Annotated in this window: 13 protein-coding genes; 10 read left to right on the top strand and 3 right to left on the bottom strand. The window is 44.6% G+C overall.

The window, feature by feature from the left end; genetic code table 11:
* Positions 1–11 precede the first annotated feature (11 nt).
* On the top strand, positions 12–710 hold the full coding sequence (locus tag AC1DUD_RS24165; RefSeq protein ID WP_477379205.1) for a molybdopterin-dependent oxidoreductase: 699 nt from the start codon (positions 12–14) through the stop codon (positions 708–710).
* A 390-nt stretch (positions 711–1,100) separates the two neighbouring features.
* On the opposite strand, the gene AC1DUD_RS24160 is transcribed toward AC1DUD_RS24165, so the two are convergent.
* On the bottom strand, positions 1,101–1,475 hold the full coding sequence (locus tag AC1DUD_RS24160; RefSeq protein ID WP_477379203.1) for a response regulator: 375 nt from the start codon (positions 1,473–1,475) through the stop codon (positions 1,101–1,103).
* 102 nt (positions 1,476–1,577) lie between these two features.
* Between AC1DUD_RS24160 and AC1DUD_RS24155 the strand changes: the two genes are divergently transcribed.
* From AC1DUD_RS24155 to AC1DUD_RS24145, 3 genes are all read left to right on the top strand, one after another.
* A complete protein-coding gene (locus AC1DUD_RS24155; RefSeq protein ID WP_477379201.1) occupies positions 1,578–1,859 on the top strand; it encodes a circadian clock KaiB family protein in 282 nt (93 codons plus the stop codon).
* Between the two features lie 33 nt (positions 1,860–1,892).
* Entirely contained in the window at positions 1,893–2,321 is a 429-nt protein-coding gene (locus AC1DUD_RS24150) for a DUF1810 domain-containing protein (protein WP_477379199.1), read from the top strand.
* Positions 2,322–2,620: 299 nt separating this feature from the next.
* Positions 2,621–5,260: a glycoside hydrolase family 3 C-terminal domain-containing protein gene (locus AC1DUD_RS24145; RefSeq protein WP_477379197.1), complete on the top strand. Its 2,640-nt coding sequence runs from the start codon at positions 2,621–2,623 to the stop codon at positions 5,258–5,260.
* Positions 5,261–5,367: 107 nt separating this feature from the next.
* Here the strand turns inward: AC1DUD_RS24145 and AC1DUD_RS24140 are convergent, their stop codons facing one another.
* Positions 5,368–6,900 carry a gluconokinase gene (locus AC1DUD_RS24140; RefSeq protein ID WP_477379195.1) on the bottom strand — a complete coding sequence of 511 codons (1,533 nt, stop codon included), beginning with the start codon at positions 6,898–6,900 and terminating at the stop codon, positions 5,368–5,370.
* Positions 6,897–7,790, bottom strand: coding sequence for a helix-turn-helix domain-containing protein (locus tag AC1DUD_RS24135; RefSeq protein ID WP_477379193.1), 894 nt, complete (start codon positions 7,788–7,790; stop codon positions 6,897–6,899). Before AC1DUD_RS24135 ends, AC1DUD_RS24140 begins: the two co-directional genes overlap by 4 nt.
* A gap of 241 nt (positions 7,791–8,031) precedes the next feature.
* On the opposite strand from AC1DUD_RS24135, the gene AC1DUD_RS24130 reads away from it, so the two are divergent.
* The 6 genes from AC1DUD_RS24130 to AC1DUD_RS24105 all read left to right on the top strand — a co-directional run bounded on the left by AC1DUD_RS24130 (position 8,032) and on the right by AC1DUD_RS24105 (position 15,531).
* Positions 8,032–8,988 (top strand): RraA family protein, encoded by a 957-nt coding sequence (locus AC1DUD_RS24130; RefSeq protein WP_477379191.1) that lies wholly within the window; start codon positions 8,032–8,034, stop codon positions 8,986–8,988.
* A 25-nt stretch (positions 8,989–9,013) separates the two neighbouring features.
* Positions 9,014–10,297, top strand: coding sequence for a mandelate racemase/muconate lactonizing enzyme family protein (locus AC1DUD_RS24125; protein ID WP_477379189.1), 1,284 nt, complete (start codon positions 9,014–9,016; stop codon positions 10,295–10,297).
* 16 nt (positions 10,298–10,313) lie between these two features.
* Complete coding sequence (locus tag AC1DUD_RS24120; protein ID WP_477379187.1) at positions 10,314–11,435, top strand: bile acid:sodium symporter family protein; 1,122 nt, start codon at positions 10,314–10,316, stop codon at positions 11,433–11,435.
* 168 nt (positions 11,436–11,603) lie between these two features.
* Positions 11,604–12,440 (top strand): fumarylacetoacetate hydrolase family protein, encoded by an 837-nt coding sequence (locus AC1DUD_RS24115; protein WP_477379185.1) that lies wholly within the window; start codon positions 11,604–11,606, stop codon positions 12,438–12,440.
* Between the two features lie 43 nt (positions 12,441–12,483).
* Entirely contained in the window at positions 12,484–14,199 is a 1,716-nt protein-coding gene (locus AC1DUD_RS24110; RefSeq protein ID WP_477379183.1) for an IlvD/Edd family dehydratase, read from the top strand.
* A gap of 15 nt (positions 14,200–14,214) precedes the next feature.
* Positions 14,215–15,531, top strand: coding sequence for a gluconate:H+ symporter (locus AC1DUD_RS24105; RefSeq protein ID WP_477379181.1), 1,317 nt, complete (start codon positions 14,215–14,217; stop codon positions 15,529–15,531).
* Positions 15,532–15,707: the final 176 nt, after the last annotated feature.

Genomic DNA, 15,707 nt, shown 5'->3' with positions numbered 1-15,707 from the left:
ATTAATTACATATGGAGGATAAGGAAAAATTACAGCGTATAGTAGAAGCGCGCCTAAAGCTGAAGGCTCGTTTTGAGGAGCAAATAAAAGCCACACCTTCGGTGGCCGATGATTTGCCAAAAGGCTCCGGCCCACTTAACCGTCATGGTATGCCTGCTATTCCTATCGGCCAGACACCCGTATTTAAATGGCCGGTGCTTGACCTGGGATATCATCCCAATATTACGGCCGAACGCTGGAGGCTCACCATAGACGGAGCGGTGGAACATCCCGTAACGCTCAAATGGCAACACTTTTTGGCCTTGCCTCAAACCAAAGATACCTCAGATTTTCACTGTGTTACCACGTGGTCCAAACTAAATATGCATTGGAAAGGAGTGAGCATGCTTGACCTGGCAGCTTTGGTTCAGCCAAAGCCCGAGGCTACACATATCCTTTGCTATGGATATGATACCTACAGCACCAATATTTCATTGGCAGAAGCACTTAAACCGGATGTGCTCCTTGTTCACACTTTTGAAGGCCAGCCGCTGCCTGTTGAACATGGCGGCCCCTGCCGTATGATCACGCCTCAGCTGTATGCCTGGAAAGGGGCCAAATGGATTAAGCGCATCCAATTTTTGACAGAGGATCATTTAGGTTTTTGGGAGGAACGGGGTTATTCAAATACAGCCTATCCCTGGCGAAACGATCGCTACAGCGATGAATAGTAATCCAAATCGGCTGATTTAATTACATTGAAAACTTGCCCTTCATGCCTAAAACTGTTATCGTAGTTGTTGACGGTGGTCAGGCTTAAGTAATCTCCCCCTGGATTGATGGCATTGCCATTAGCAGGAACCGTAGTTACCGCTTACGCAATTCTGCCTGTGTATAGGTAGATGGATTTACATGTGTAATTGCGAGCGATGAGGATATGGGCATTGACAAGGTGACTTATCAAGGCTATTGGTTCAACAACAATAACAATTTTTTAGGATGGTTTACATCTGAGTCAAGAGATCGTATAATGGGATTGGCATGATCTGGGCGGAAAGCGACCGGGTAAAGTGGGCAACGTTTTATTTTCTATCTGCCCCGCCCACATCAAAATAAACTTCTCAGTAAACAAGGGATTGATGATCAAGGATACGCAATACTTTCGAAACCATGTCTTCAAGGTCAAAGGGTTTGCTGATATAATCGTTGGCCTCGCATTCAGCGGCGATCAGTTCAATATCATTCGCGGTTGAAAGAATGATTACCGGGATGGTTGACAAAGCTAAGGTTTGTTTGATCCTTCGGCAAAGACGATGCCCGGGACGATTATTAATAAACTCATCCAGCAGGATCAGGTCAGCGTGGAAAATAATCAATTCCGAAAGATCCGCCGGTTCAGGGGTGCTCAACGTTTCAAAACCCTGCTCTTGTAAAATAAGTTCAACTATTAAACGGATATCCTGGTCATTTTCAATAATCAATACGCGTTTTTTCATGATCCCCAATAATTTACAGTAAAGATATGTGTTTTAAAATCAAAACATAAACACAGTTATGGAGTTATTAAAACAAGGACGATATATACCGCCTTGGACTGAATGGAAAAGGAACGATATAAACTGTGCCTGTATGTGGCTGGGCAAACACAAAAATCGCAAAAAGCAATTGAAAACCTGCAAAACTATTGCAGGGAACATTTGGAAGAAAATTATACTATCGAGATAATTGACCTGAGGGAACACCCCCATCTGGCAGCGGGCGAACAAATCATAGCTATACCAACGCTGATCAAAAAGTTGCCAGCCCCAATTCGTATCCTGGTGGGCGACCTAAGTAATGAAGAGAAATTTTTGGTCGGCCTTAATCTTATCCGCGAGTAAATTAAAATTTTTTGTTTTTAAATCAACTTCACGATGAATGATGCCAATTTGAAGCGTTTTAAAGATGCACAGCAGCGTGACTATGATACCGCATTGGCAGAGATCCGAAACGGTAAGAAACGCAGTCACTGGATGTGGTATATTTTTCCGCAGATTGCCGGGCTCGGCACAACCGACATCTCCCGGCATTATGCTATCAAAAACATAAATGAAGCGACTGATTTCCTGATGGACGAAGAACTTGGCCTTCGGCTTGCCAACATATGCAAAGCGCTGCTGCAATTAGAAACCAGTGACGCCCACAGTGTATTCGGCAGCCCGGATGATCTTAAACTTAAGTCTTCTATGACCTTGTTTGATACCGTACCTGCCACCTTCCCGGTATTTGGACAAGTATTGGATAAATTTTACAACGGCGAAAGGGATCAAAAAACATTGCAATTGCTGAGTCTGAAGATTTGACCTATCTCTGAATTTTTTTCATTTAGAAAACTCGAAAGACCGGTAGAATTTATCGTTTAAATATTTGCTCAGACAAGTATACTTCTAAAATAATTTACTAGGCTTTGCCCGAATGAGTCTCCCGGCTATACCTGGTTATGTGCCCGAAACAATATGTAACCTTACTAATTTGTGCAAAAATCACCAAGCGGGTTTATTGGTAGTTAAGGTTCTGTAAAGCCATTATTTTGCGGTTGCCATTATAAGTAAAGGTTTTGCCGCTGTAACGCCTTGCGATTCCTCAATATTTGCAAACAGACATGAAGTACTTGAAAAAAAAATTAAAGCAATCCTTTTTACTTACCTTAATTCGTTTGATCGGCTGTTTAGCTATAATTCTTCCCATAAAACTGGAGGCGCAAAGCCCTGTTTTACCGTTTCAAAACCCCCAACTCAGTGCAGATGTAAGGGCTTTCGACCTTGTTAAAAGGCTTAGTCTCGAAGAAAAAGTAATGCAGATGCTCAATAAAGCACCTGCCGTTAAAAGACTGGGCATCCCAGCATATGACTGGTGGAATGAAAGTCTTCACGGGGTTGCAAGAACTGAATATAACGTTACTGTGTACCCGCAGGCCATTGGTATGGCCGCCGGTTGGGACCCCTCTGCGTTTAAATTAATGGGTAAATATATTGCCGAGGAAGGACGTGCGATTTACAATCTCTCGGCTGTAAATGGGAGCACAGGAATTTATCATGGGCTTACTTACTGGACACCCAATATCAATATTTTCAGGGATCCGAGGTGGGGCCGCGGGCAGGAAACTTACGGAGAAGACCCTTATCTAACCGGACAACTTGGCAAGGGCTTTGTAAATGGGCTACAGGGTACTGATCCACACTATTTAACAGCAGCGGCATGTGCCAAGCATTTTGCAGTACACAGCGGCCCGGAACCATCCAGACACACGTTTAATACTACCGTAAGCAGGTATGATCTTTGGGACACCTATCTGCCTGCGTTTAAAGAGCTTATCGTGAATGCCAGGGTTGCGGGCGTGATGTGTGCATATAATGCACTGGGAGGACAGCCCTGCTGCGGTAATGATTTATTGATGACCGATATACTTCGTAACCAATGGAAATTTACCGGCTACGTTACTTCAGACTGCTGGGCCATCGATGATTTCTTTAAAAATCATAAAACCCACAAAGGTGCAGAAAGCGCTGCCGCGGATGCCGTATTTCATGGTACCGACCTCGAATGCGGAACGGACGCCTACAAAGCATTGGTACAAGCTGTAAAAGATAAACTGATACCTGAAGAGCAGATCAATGTATCGGTAAGGCGGCTGTTTGCTATCCGTTTCCGTTTAGGGCTTTTTGATAAGGATTGTAAGTATAATTTAATTGGCAAAGAGGTCTTAGAATCGGTGCCCCATCAGCAATTGGCCCTAAAAATTGCAAGGCAATCCATCGTATTACTCAAGAATGAAACCCAATTATTGCCTTTAAAAAAAACGCTGAAAAAGATTGCAGTAATAGGCCCCAATGCAGATAACGAAACTTCGGTATTGGGCAACTATAATGGGTTTCCGTCAGTAATTAGCACGCCATTAAAAGCCATTAAGGCCAAATTAGGCAGCAATACACAAGTGTACTATGAAAAGGCTACCGGTTATACTGATGGCCGTGTAGCCTATGCCATTAAAAACCCCGCTGCCTTTTCAATCGACGGGCATACTGGCTTTAAGGCAGAGTATTTTAAAAATATAACGTTGAGCGGCACACCTGTATACGGCAACTACGAAGAAACCATTGCGCACCGCTGGCCAGAAAATGGCGATGTAGTAGATGGTATCAAAGCTAATGGGTTTTCAGCAAGGTGGTCAACTGTCTTTACCCCGGATAGCTCGGGGTTGTACAGCTTTAAAATAACAGGAAGAGACGGCTACCGTTTATTGGTTAACGGTGTGCAAAAAGCTGCTGATTGGGGGCTGCACGGGTCAACAACTATTGATTTTGTACAACAATATGAAGCCGGCAACAAGTATAAAATTGAGCTTGAATTTTACCAGGGCGATGCCCTGGGCAGAATTGCTGCTATAAAATTGATACCTGGCCGCGTAAAGGAAAATAAACCTGCAGATATTGCTGCAAGGGTGAGCGATGCGGATGTGATTGTGTTTGTCGGTGGTATTTCTCCCGAATTAGAAGGTGAAGAAATGCCCGTTAGCCAAACTGGCTTTGCTGGTGGCGACCGTACCTCAATCGCGCTGCCTGCCATTCAAACCGAAACATTGAAAGCGTTATATGCCACAGGAAAACCGGTTGTATTTGTATTGATGACCGGAAGCGCCATTGCTATAGAGTGGGAAAATAGGCACATTCCGGCAATAGTTAACGGCTGGTATGGTGGGCAGGCCGCTGGTACGGCTTTAGCCGATGTGCTTTTTGGCGATTACAATCCATCGGGCAGGCTGCCGGTAACCTTTTATAAAAGCGATAGCGACCTGCCACCGTTTGAAAGTTATGCTATGGCTGGCCGCACCTACAGGTATTTTAAGGGCGAGGTAGCTTATCCTTTTGGCTTTGGGCTTAGCTACAGTAAGTTTGGGTACAGTTGGGGTAAACAAAGGATTAAAGTAACCGCAGGCAAAATAACGGGCGTTATTAATATAAAAAATCAGGGGATAAGAGAAGGCGATGAAGTTGCTCAGATTTATATTCAATACCCCGACGGAACAGGTGAAGAGTTGCCGCAAAAAGAACTCAGACAGTTTAAACGGATAAATCTTAAACCAGGTGCAGTGGGCAGTATTGAATTGTCAATACCTGTAACGAGCCTGAAAAAATGGAGCGAGCAGGAGGGGAAACTCATATTGCGCCCCGGACGCTATAAGATATTAGCCGGCCCAAATTCCAATGATAGCGTTCTTCATGGAGAAGTTTTTATACGATAAACACTTATAGTTTACGCCCTCTGAGCCGGCCTGCGTTTTCCCGCCGGCCGGCTAACAGTAACAGATGTAATGTCATTGATCCTGCTGTTTATTGGTATACCAGTAAGTTATGCCAATTGACTGTACCGCTGTTGCAAATCAGAAATAACGTCAAATTCATCAGCTACTTTTGTTATCAGGCTTTCAAATACTTTAAAATATTGGGCGTATATCTGGTGGTTTTCGGCATTAGGTAAATAGGTTTGGTGCATGGTCACCGTTTTGGAAGCTTCTTCTAAAGAGGGATAAATGCCCATTTCAGTCGCGCTTAACAAGAATGCGCCCCTGCCTATACTATCGGCATGGCTAAGTGTGCTTACTGGCTTGTTAAACATATCTGCAATTATTTGGGTACAAAATGGTATGGATGCAAAACTTCCGTTGATAGACAGGCTTTCGATATGACGGTGCTTTTCTAGTGTACGGCCAATGCTGTACATTTCGTATAATATCCCCTCAATGGTAGCCCGTATAAAATGTTTACGCTCGTGCCTTATATTAACGCCAAAATAACATCCCCTTGAATTTGGATTCCAGATAGGGGCCCGTTCGCCATGCAAAAAGGGCAGGAATATCAAGCCCCCCGAGCCAACTTCGACGCCCGCGGCTTCTTCTATCAGCATTTCCATCGATTGGTCGATATCAAAAGCTTCCTGAAAATCTCCAAATTGTTTAGCAAACCAATTGAATATTACGCCGCCATTACTTGTTGGCCCACCGGTAATGATATGCTTGTCGGTAAGCAGGTAGTTGAAAATTTGTTGTTTGGGATCTTCTATTATTTTATCGCCAATGATCCGGAATGCGCCACTATCTTCAATTGTAATGGTAGCCATACTGTTTTCCCACACGCCGGCACCCAGGGTAGCCAGACAGCCATCGCTTGATCCAATCAGGATTTTAACCGTCGGCGACAACTTCAAAACCCTTTGATATTCTTTTTTTAGCGTTACTCCCGAATAGAAAACCGGGTGCAGGTCTGGTAGCTCCTCCGGAGTGATTCCTGCAAAATCAAGCGCTGCCAGGTCCCAGGCTAAATTGTGAATATTCATTAGTCCGGTTGCAGAGGCTATACTGTAATCTATCACACAAGCACCAGTTAGTTGCTGAATGATATAGGTTTTTATGGGCATAAATTTTTTTGCCAGTCTGAATTTCTCGGGGTCGTGATTTTTCATCCATGCAATTTTTATCAACGACGACATCGGGTGTATAGGAGTTCCGGTAGCTTTATAAATTTCCTCGCCCAGGCTGCTTTGTTTAAGGTCAGCGGCCTCTTTTTTGCCCCGGTTATCTGCCCATGTGATGGCGTTGCCCAATGGTATGCCATCTTTATCCACTGCCAGCAAACTATGCATGGAAGAGCCAAAGCAAATACAGGTAACAATATATTTTTTAGGGTAGATTTTCTCGATAAGCAGGTTTTTCAGAATATAAAGCATAGTAATAAACATCTGCTCCGGGTCCTGCTCGCTATGATCGGGCTGCTCATGAAAAGTAGGGTAATGCCCCTTTGCCGAACTAATTAAATTACCGGAAAGATCAAAGGCGAAGACCCGTACAGCGGCCGTGCCCATTTCTATGATGATGATACAATTCATGATGTATACTGATAATCTGGTGTTTTATTTTTTCTGAACTCGCTTGGGGTGTACCCGGTAAGTTTTTTAAAGGTTGTAGAGAAGTGTTGAGACGAATAAAATCCGGTGCTCAGCGCTATATCGGTAACATTTACCTCGTTTTTTTTAAGCAGTTTGGTCGCTTCAGTAATCCTGATGTTGATTAAATAATTCAGCGGTGAAAAGCCGGAATAGTTTTTCACTTTTTCGGTAAAGGCCGTAGTTCCCATACCAATCAGCGCAGCCATCTCTTCCACTGTCCATTGATGGGCAAGGTTTTGCCGCAATGTTTGCTCCAGCTTTAAGAATGTTTGGGGGAAGTCTCTCCTGGAATTGTTTTGCCTGATCAATTGCCTGCTGATCAATACAAAAAGCTCATCAAGCAGTTGGTTTACACGTGTGTAAAAACCCACTTCCTCATTTTGTAATTCCAGTTGTAAATTATGCATTAAAACGTGCGCTTCTTTCAGTTTCAAAACAAGCTGTTGCTTATTTACCACCAAAATCTGGTTAATGGATAATTTTTCCTTTTTAGTAAGCCCACTCCATTTTCCCAGCAAAAGCTTTCCGCAATCTTCGGTGGAGATCTTTATCCCAAATAAAGCACCGATATTTAATATTCCGCTTTCTCCGCCAATACGTTGCCCGGGCAATACTACGGCGAAATCACCGGGGTACAATGTATGTTGTTGTAAATCAATCATCCAGGTAAACTTTCCCTCTAAAATATAATACAGGCAAATGCAGTCTGTAACGTTGCTGTTAAAGGAGTTAAGTTGGATTGTGTTGTTCTTTTTGTGGGCAAACTCCAGAATATGCGGAAAATGCACAAGTTCTTTAGATATGCCCTGCTGAAGTATCAATTGATTCATCCAGGATAATAATTGGTATGCGTTGCTGTCATTTATATACTGCAACGGTTATTAGGCAACCAACGGGGGTACCCATTGAAAGCAAGTTTACAGATTATAAAACTAAGATTTGTATAAAAACCAACGTTGTTTTTTAATGGTATTTTCCAGGTTTAATATTATGATACTTTGTGATGTATTATAACCAGTTACAATAAACCAAAGCCGCTAAGCCCCTTAATAGCGCGCGTATTAAAAATTCATGATGAAAAAATGGTGTCTTCTTTCCCGCGTTGCGGGTATTGCATTGCTGCAATGCTGTTTGTTTTTTCATAACACTTTTGCACAGCAAATCTCCAAAGACGAGTTGCTCTTCCTGACCCCCGAGTGGAAAGGTGAGCGCTTTGCCGACGGTCGTCCTAAAGTGTCCGATGATATTCTGGCCCGGATGAAGCATGTTAGTATTGAAGAAGCCTGGGCGGTTTTAAAAAACGCTGGCTATGGATATCAGCTAACCGAAAACTGGCTGGTGATAAACCCGGATAGCGTTTTGGTAGGGCGTGCTGTAACCGCCGTTTTTATGCCTGCACGACCCGACGTATGGAAAGCAATTGACGACAGGGGCAAAGCTCAGGGCAAAAAAGGGCAAAACACCTGGCCTGTTGACCTATTGGTAAAAGGTGATGTGTATGTGGCTGATCAGTTTGGCGCTCATAAAAACGGGCCTACTATTGGCGACAATGTGGGCAATGCCATTTACGCAAAAACGGGCAACGGGATAGTTTATAACGGCGCGGTGAGGGATTTGCGTGGGTTAAAAGAGATTGGCGGCTTCACCTCCTTTGTAGAAAGTTACGACCCGTCATATCATAACCCTCCCGGCGACCTGAACACTATGATTGTTGGGATCAATCAGCCTACCAGGATAAAGCAGGCTACTGTAATGCCGGGTGACGTGGTTTTGGGAGAGAACGGTGTGGTCATATTTATTCCGCCGCACCTGGCCGAGAAAGTGGTAACTACCTCTGAGGTGGTAAGGTTAAGAGATATGTTTGGCCACCTGCGGTTAAAAGAAGGCAAATACACGGCCGGGCAAATAGACGCCCGCTGGAGCGCGGATATTGAAAAAGATTTTTCCGCATGGTTAAACGAGCACATCAACGAACTGCCCGTACCCAAAGAGCAAATCCAAAACATCCTGAAAAACCGAACCTGGTAAACAAATCTATCGCTAAATATAAATTATGTCAAACAATCAAAACAGGCGCAGCTTTCTTTCGAAAACTGTATTAGCCGGCGCCGCTATACTGGCAGCGCCACTAAATAAAACATTTGGGCAAGGACTGATAGATGCCAAAGAGCGTACACCGCAGGCATCGTCTCCTTCCGATCTTAAAATCACAGAAGTTAAGTGCGCTTATGCAGGCGGCGGGCTTTTTGTGAAAATATACACCAACCAGGGGATCTGGGGCTCGGGCGAAGGTGTTGATGCCATAGCTGGAACTTATTACCTGGTTAAGCGGCTGGAAAGAATGCTGAAAGGCCGAAGCCCATTAAACCCCAACAGGATAGCCGAGGAGATACGGAAAGCAAACTTTTTTGCAGGTGCGCAATCCGGTATGTTTGTGGCCGTGCTTACTGCTGTTGAGGCAGCCCTTTGGGATCTTACAGGCAAAGCTCTTGGCATCCCTGTATACCAGTTATTAGGTGGCAAATACCGCGATAAATGCCGTGTTTACTGTGATACAGAATTATACACAGCCACAAACCCCGTACCTGGAGATTATGCTAAGGCCGCCCGCGGTGCGGTTGATCGCGGATACACTGCTGTAAAATTTGATATTGATGATGCCCGCGACCCGAATAAGTTTGACCGTTATAACTGGACTGCCAGCAACGCCGAACTTGACAGGATGTATAATGCTATAGCCGCCGTAAGAAAAGAAGTTGGGCCCAATATTGATATATGTGTAGATATGCACGGCCGTTACGATGCTACAACAGGCCGTAGGGTTGCAAAAATGATGGAACCCCTTAACTTGATGTGGCTGGAAGAGCCAATTCCTGCAGATAATATTGAGGTATACAAAACAATAACCCAGGAAACGAGCACACCTATTTGTGCCGGGGAAAATTTTTATCTGGCTTATGGATATACCAGGCTACTTTCAGAAGCTGGAATTGACATTGTGATGCCCGATCTTCAAAAATGTGGCGGGCTGGGTGAAGGGCAGCGGATAGCCAACCTTGCCAACCTATATTATGTGCCTTTTTCGCCGCATATGGTAGGATCCTTTCTTGGTGCTATGGCAACTGCGCATGTTTGTGCTTCGGTACCTAATTTCCACATCCTTGAATGGCAAACCCTGAGCGATACGGAAGCAAAATGGAAAGAAATAGTGCAATACGACAAGCCTTTTATCGAAAAAGGTTTCCTGGTGCTGTCTGATAAGCCCGGAGTAGGTGTTGAGATTAACGAGGAAGGGCTAAAGAAATACGCGATGCCCGGAGTGCCTTTTTTTGCATGATCAATGCCTGTTAGCTATGAACATCTTTTACAAAGTAACCATCACACTAACCATTGCCGCGTTTGCCGCTGCTTTATTCATGCTTTCTAAAGGCCTTGCGTACACAGGGCCTTATTTACTTGCTTTTTTTGTATTGCTTGCTGTAAGCCTTTGTGCTTCCCCAAAAACTAAAAGCTTTGCCTATACGGCAATGATTTTCGGAGCAGCGGCCATGGCGCTTTATTATCCAGGTTCTTTTATCAGCTATGGCTGCTTTAAATACGCCACGCTTATTATTCCGCTAATACAGCTCATCATGTTTGGTATGGGCACTTCCATGCATTATCATGATTTTCTCGGCGTGTTAAAATCACCCGGGGGAATAATAATTGGGGTGGTGAGCCATTTTATCATTATGCCCTTACTTGGCTTTAGTATCGCGACCCTTAGCGTAAAATTAGCCGGAATGCCTGCCGAGATAGCAGCCGGAATTATATTAATAGGTTGCTGCCCCAATGGCATGGCATCTAATGTGATATCCTATCTGGCCAAGGCAAATCTTGCACTATCGGTTACCATAACCAGTATTTCCACTATGCTTTCGCCGGTATTAACGCCGTTTTTAATGAATTTACTTGCTGGCCCGCTGATTAAAATAGATCCCTGGGCCATGGTGTTAGATATTTTTAAGATGGTCATGATCCCTATTGCTCTGGGCGTGCTATTTTCATCGATAGCTAAGGAACGTAGCGGCTGGTTAAAAAGGATAATGCCCATTATATCAATGGGAGGCATTATCTGCATCATTATTATTATAACAGCAGCAGGCAGAGATAGCTTGCTTAAAGTTGGCCTGGTGCTGGCGGTATTGGTACTGCTACATAATATTGGAGGCTATTTGCTTGGTTTTTGGTCGGCAAAAGCGTTTGGAATGGAAGAACGGGACTGTCGCACCATTGCTATTGAAGTTGGGATGCAAAATGGCGGTATGGCCGCGGGGCTTGCCAAAGGGATGGGCAAAATCGCTACGCTGGGCCTGGCTCCGGTCATCTTTTCTACTTTCATGAATATTACCGGTTCTTTATTGGCCTCTTACTGGCACAAAAAAAAGCCTGCACCCGGCCGTAAAGCTAATTTACAAGGTGTAACTGAGCCGTGAGGGTGGGAGGGCGGCGCTAAGTTTTTTGTGCAAAAATCAACGCTGTGTTTTTTTGGAAGACAAAGCAATTTGGTTTAGCATTCTTTGTATATAACCAAGTAACCGATTTGTTACATTTTTTAATAAAGGAATAACTACCGCATAAACGCCAGATAGTAATAAATAGCTATGCATATATTTAAAACCACCGATAAAGTTATTGTAAAATACAACGGCCTGCTTTACAGTTCGCCAGATTGGAACTGGGACAGTTTTATAAACCGCGAAGCATTGCACAGCGAGGTTTTAAAAGATCTCCAAAGTATTACAGCCAGTCCTTCGCTGGCTCACGATCTGGAACACTTAAGCACCCCTATTGCCGGGCAGGAGATCTGGGCATCGGGTGTTACTTATTTGCGTAGTAAAGATGCCCGGATGGAAGAATCAAAAGATGCCGGCGGCGGCGATTTTTATGCAAGGGTTTACAGCGCCGAACGCCCCGAGATCTTTTTTAAATCTTCGGCATCCCGCGCGGTTGGCCCTGGTGGTGCCGTTCGTATCCGGAAAGATTCGAAATGGAATGTTCCTGAGCCGGAGTTGGTGCTGTTCATTTGCAGCGCAGGTACAATTGAAGGATATATGATAGGTAATGATATGTCTTCGAGAGATATTGAAGGAGAAAACCCTTTATATCTTCCCCAGGCGAAATCATACGACGGAGCAGCGGCGGTTGGCCCATGTCTTTATGTGCCAGGTACACCGATCTCTCCAGATACCGAAATTCAAATTGAGATAAGGAGAGGTCACGATAAGGTTTTTGCTGATACCATATTGATCAGCAGGATGAAGCGTACACACCAGGAGCTTGCCAATTACCTGTTTATGGAGATGTCATTTCCATCTGGTGCATACCTGATGACCGGCACCGGCATAGTACCGCCAGATTCTTTCACACTTGATTATGGCGACGTGATAGCAATTACCATAAGTAACATAGGTACACTTACAAACCAGGTGGGTAAATAATTGTACCAGGGCAACAATATAAATTAAATATAAAGCGAATAAAATGTCACAGTTCAGAAGTGCTGATTGGTTTGGAAAAACAGGTAAAATGGGGTTTTTATACAGGAGCTGGATGAAAAACCAGGGTATGCCAGCCGACCTTTTCGACGGAAGACCGGTTATTGGTATCTGCAACACATGGTCGGAGTTAACCCCTTGCAATGCACATTTACGAGACCTTGCCGAATCTGTTAAACGCGGGGTTTATGAGGCCGGCGGTTTCCCGGTGGAGTTTCCTATCATGTCGTTGGGCGAAACTTTACTTAAGCCAACCGCTATGCTTTTCAGGAACCTGGCCAGTATGGATGCCGAGGAATCGATGCGTGGCAACCCGATAGACGGGGTTGTGCTACTGACCGGCTGCGACAAAACTACGCCGTCTACCATGATGGGGGCAGCCAGCGTTGGCTTACCAACTATTGTAGTTCCGGGCGGGCCGATGTTGAACGGTAAATACCGGGGTACTGATATTGGATCGGGCACTGCAGTATGGAAATTGACCGATGACCTCAAAACCGGTAAAATAACTAATGATGAATATCTTGCTGCCGAAAGTTGCATGTCAAGAAGTGCCGGTCATTGTATGACAATGGGGACGGCTTCAACTATGGCTTGTATGGTAGAGTCGCTTGGCATGTGCTTATCGCAGGCCGCAGCCACCCCGGCGGTTGATTCAAGGAAAAAAGTACTGGCACAGCTATCAGGCAGGCGCATTGTTGAAATGGTAAAAGAAGGATTAACGATATCAAAAATACTTACCCGTGCCGCTTTCGAAAATGCCATTAAAGTTAACGCGGCAATAGGAGGGTCTACCAATTTTATTATACATCTTACCGCGATTGCCGGACGTATTGGAGTGGATCTGTGCCTGGACGATTTTGACAGGCTGGGTAGTAAGGTTCCCTTGCTACTCAACCTGATGCCGTCGGGAAAATACCTGATGGAAGATTTTTACTACGCAGGCGGGTTACCGGTGATATTGAAAGAGCTTAGCAAGGAGTTGGATATGGATGTCATAACCGTAACCGGTAAATCGCATGCGGAAAACATAAAAGATGAGGGTATATGCTACAATAATGACGTTATTGCAGCATATGATAACCCAATTATCCCTGAGGCGGGCATTGCCGTTTTGAAAGGAAACCTGGCAGTTAACGGAGCCGTTATCAAGCCTTCGGCAGCAACACCATCACTGATGCAGCATACCGGCAGAGCAGTAGTTTTTGAAACTATTGAAGACTATCACGCAAGAGTTGATGACCCGCAGCTTGATATTGACGAAACCTGTGTAATGGTGTTGAAAAACGTGGGCCCGGTAGGGTATCCCGGCATGCCGGAGGTTGGTAATATGGTGCTGCCCAAAAAACTGCTTGACAAAGGTATTACGGATATGGTAAGGATCTCCGACGGAAGGATGAGTGGCACCGCGTACGGCACAGTTGTGCTACATGTTTCACCGGAATCTGCCATTGGCGGTAACCTGGCACTTGTTGAAAACGGCGACATGATATGCCTCGATGTATCCGCAAGAAGAATAGACCTGCTCGTAGACGAGGCTGAACTGGAAAAACGGCGGCTGCTGTGGGAAAAACCTGCCTATCATACCGATAGGGGCTACGTATCTATGTACCAGCGCCATGTGCAGCAGGCCGATAAAGGAGCCGATCTTGATTTCCTGGTGGGGAATTCCGGATCGGTTGTAACCCGCGATTCGCATTAAATTAACCTGATTATAATGACAATACTTGTACTGATCGTTTGTATTTTACTGCTTATTGCGCTGATAACATGGGCAAAGGTGAACGCGTTTCTTGCCTTTATTATTGTAGCGCTGCTATCGGGCTGCTTTTTCGGCATGCCATTTACAACGGTTATAGCATCGATAAATAAAGGGCTGGGCGATACATTAGGATCAGTAGCAATCATTATAGTATTGGGTGCCATGCTGGGTAAACTGGTTGCCGAAAGTGGTGCGGCTCAGCGCATAGCTCATTTTATGCACGACCTATTTGGCGCTAAATATATAACCTATGCAATGGCTGTAACCGGCTTTATCGTGGGTATCCCTTTGTATTATAATGTCGGATTTATACTGTTAGTGCCTATCATTTTTTCGGTTGCATCCAGCTATCGTTTACCGCTATTGTATGTGGGTATGCCCATGCTTACGGCCTTATCGGTGATGCATGGCTTTTTACCGCCGCATCCTTCGCCAATGACGCTCATCAGCGTTTTTCATGCAGATGTTGTAAAAACATTTGGCTATGGGCTGATCATTGCTATTCCTGCTATAATAATTGCAGGGCCAATATTTTCAGCCACCCTCAAAAAAATAGGGCCTAACGGCTTGCAATTTGCCCATAGCTCGGCCGCCTTGCCTGCTCATGAGTTACCGGGTATTGTTAACAGTGTACTGTCATCTCTTTTACCGGTAGTATTGATTTGTATAGCCCATTTGCTGCCTGTTTTTTTTGCGGAGGCCCCCTCAATAATAAATTTGGCAGCATGGCTCGCTGAACCAATTATTGCCATGCTGGTCACTGTGATTGTAAGCACCTATACGCTTGGTCTGCGTAAAGGCAGGCCATTGTCAAAAATAATGGATAGTTATGTGTGTGCAGCAAAAGATATAGCCATGGTGTTACTTATCATTGGCAGTGCAGGGGCATTGAAGCAAGTGTTTGTAGATAGTCACTTAAGCAACGTACTCGCAAGGATGCTGGTCAGTAGCGCGATGCACCCCTTGTTGCTTGCATGGCTGGCGACAGCTTGTTTACGGCTTTGCCTTGGCTCGGCCACAGTGGCGGGTGTCACCGCCGCGGGAGTGTTGTTTCCAATCGCTCATCATGCAGGCGTTAACACCAATTTGCTGGTGCTGGCTATAGGGGCGGGTAGCCTGTTTGGCTCACATGTAAACGATACAGCTTTTTGGCTATGCAAAGAATATTTCGGGTTATCAGTAAAGGAAACGCTCCGCTCATGGACGGTAATGGAAAGCCTGGTATCAGTAATAGGGCTTGCTGGCGTCTTATCGTTAGATATTTTACTATAAATAGATTATACCAACAAATGTATACAAACCAATTTCAAACTAAAACCTGCTTAAAAATGAAGAAAAAACTATACTAAAATGAAAAGCGGCCTTTAACGTGCCGCCCGGAGAAGCTCTTTCGCAATTACCAATTTTGAGAAAGAAGTAAAATAAAGATTTGCCAATTTGAATTAAAC

This window comes from Mucilaginibacter sp. P4_A11 (genome assembly GCF_056402535.1).
Note: the sequence above shows the minus strand (reverse complement) of the source record. Positions and strands in the feature narration are given on the sequence as shown.

Bases quoted from the DNA above. Each gene is read 5' to 3' on its own strand.
- AC1DUD_RS24160 (WP_477379203.1), bottom strand. From the start codon at position 1,475: ATGAAAAAACGCGTATTGATTATTGAAAATGACCAGGATATCCGTTTA.
- AC1DUD_RS24145 (WP_477379197.1), top strand. From the start codon at position 2,621: ATGAAGTACTTGAAAAAAAAATTAAAGCAATCCTTTTTACTTACCTTA.
- AC1DUD_RS24150 (WP_477379199.1), top strand. From the start codon at position 1,893: ATGAATGATGCCAATTTGAAGCGTTTTAAAGATGCACAGCAGCGTGAC.
- AC1DUD_RS24130 (WP_477379191.1), top strand. From the start codon at position 8,032: ATGATGAAAAAATGGTGTCTTCTTTCCCGCGTTGCGGGTATTGCATTG.
- AC1DUD_RS24105 (WP_477379181.1), top strand. From the start codon at position 14,215: ATGACAATACTTGTACTGATCGTTTGTATTTTACTGCTTATTGCGCTG.
- AC1DUD_RS24110 (WP_477379183.1), top strand. From the start codon at position 12,484: ATGTCACAGTTCAGAAGTGCTGATTGGTTTGGAAAAACAGGTAAAATG.
- AC1DUD_RS24135 (WP_477379193.1), bottom strand. From the start codon at position 7,790: ATGAATCAATTGATACTTCAGCAGGGCATATCTAAAGAACTTGTGCAT.
- AC1DUD_RS24165 (WP_477379205.1), top strand. From the start codon at position 12: ATGGAGGATAAGGAAAAATTACAGCGTATAGTAGAAGCGCGCCTAAAG.
- AC1DUD_RS24115 (WP_477379185.1), top strand. From the start codon at position 11,604: ATGCATATATTTAAAACCACCGATAAAGTTATTGTAAAATACAACGGC.
- AC1DUD_RS24155 (WP_477379201.1), top strand. From the start codon at position 1,578: ATGGAAAAGGAACGATATAAACTGTGCCTGTATGTGGCTGGGCAAACA.
- AC1DUD_RS24125 (WP_477379189.1), top strand. From the start codon at position 9,014: ATGTCAAACAATCAAAACAGGCGCAGCTTTCTTTCGAAAACTGTATTA.
- AC1DUD_RS24120 (WP_477379187.1), top strand. From the start codon at position 10,314: ATGAACATCTTTTACAAAGTAACCATCACACTAACCATTGCCGCGTTT.
- AC1DUD_RS24140 (WP_477379195.1), bottom strand. From the start codon at position 6,900: ATGAATTGTATCATCATCATAGAAATGGGCACGGCCGCTGTACGGGTC.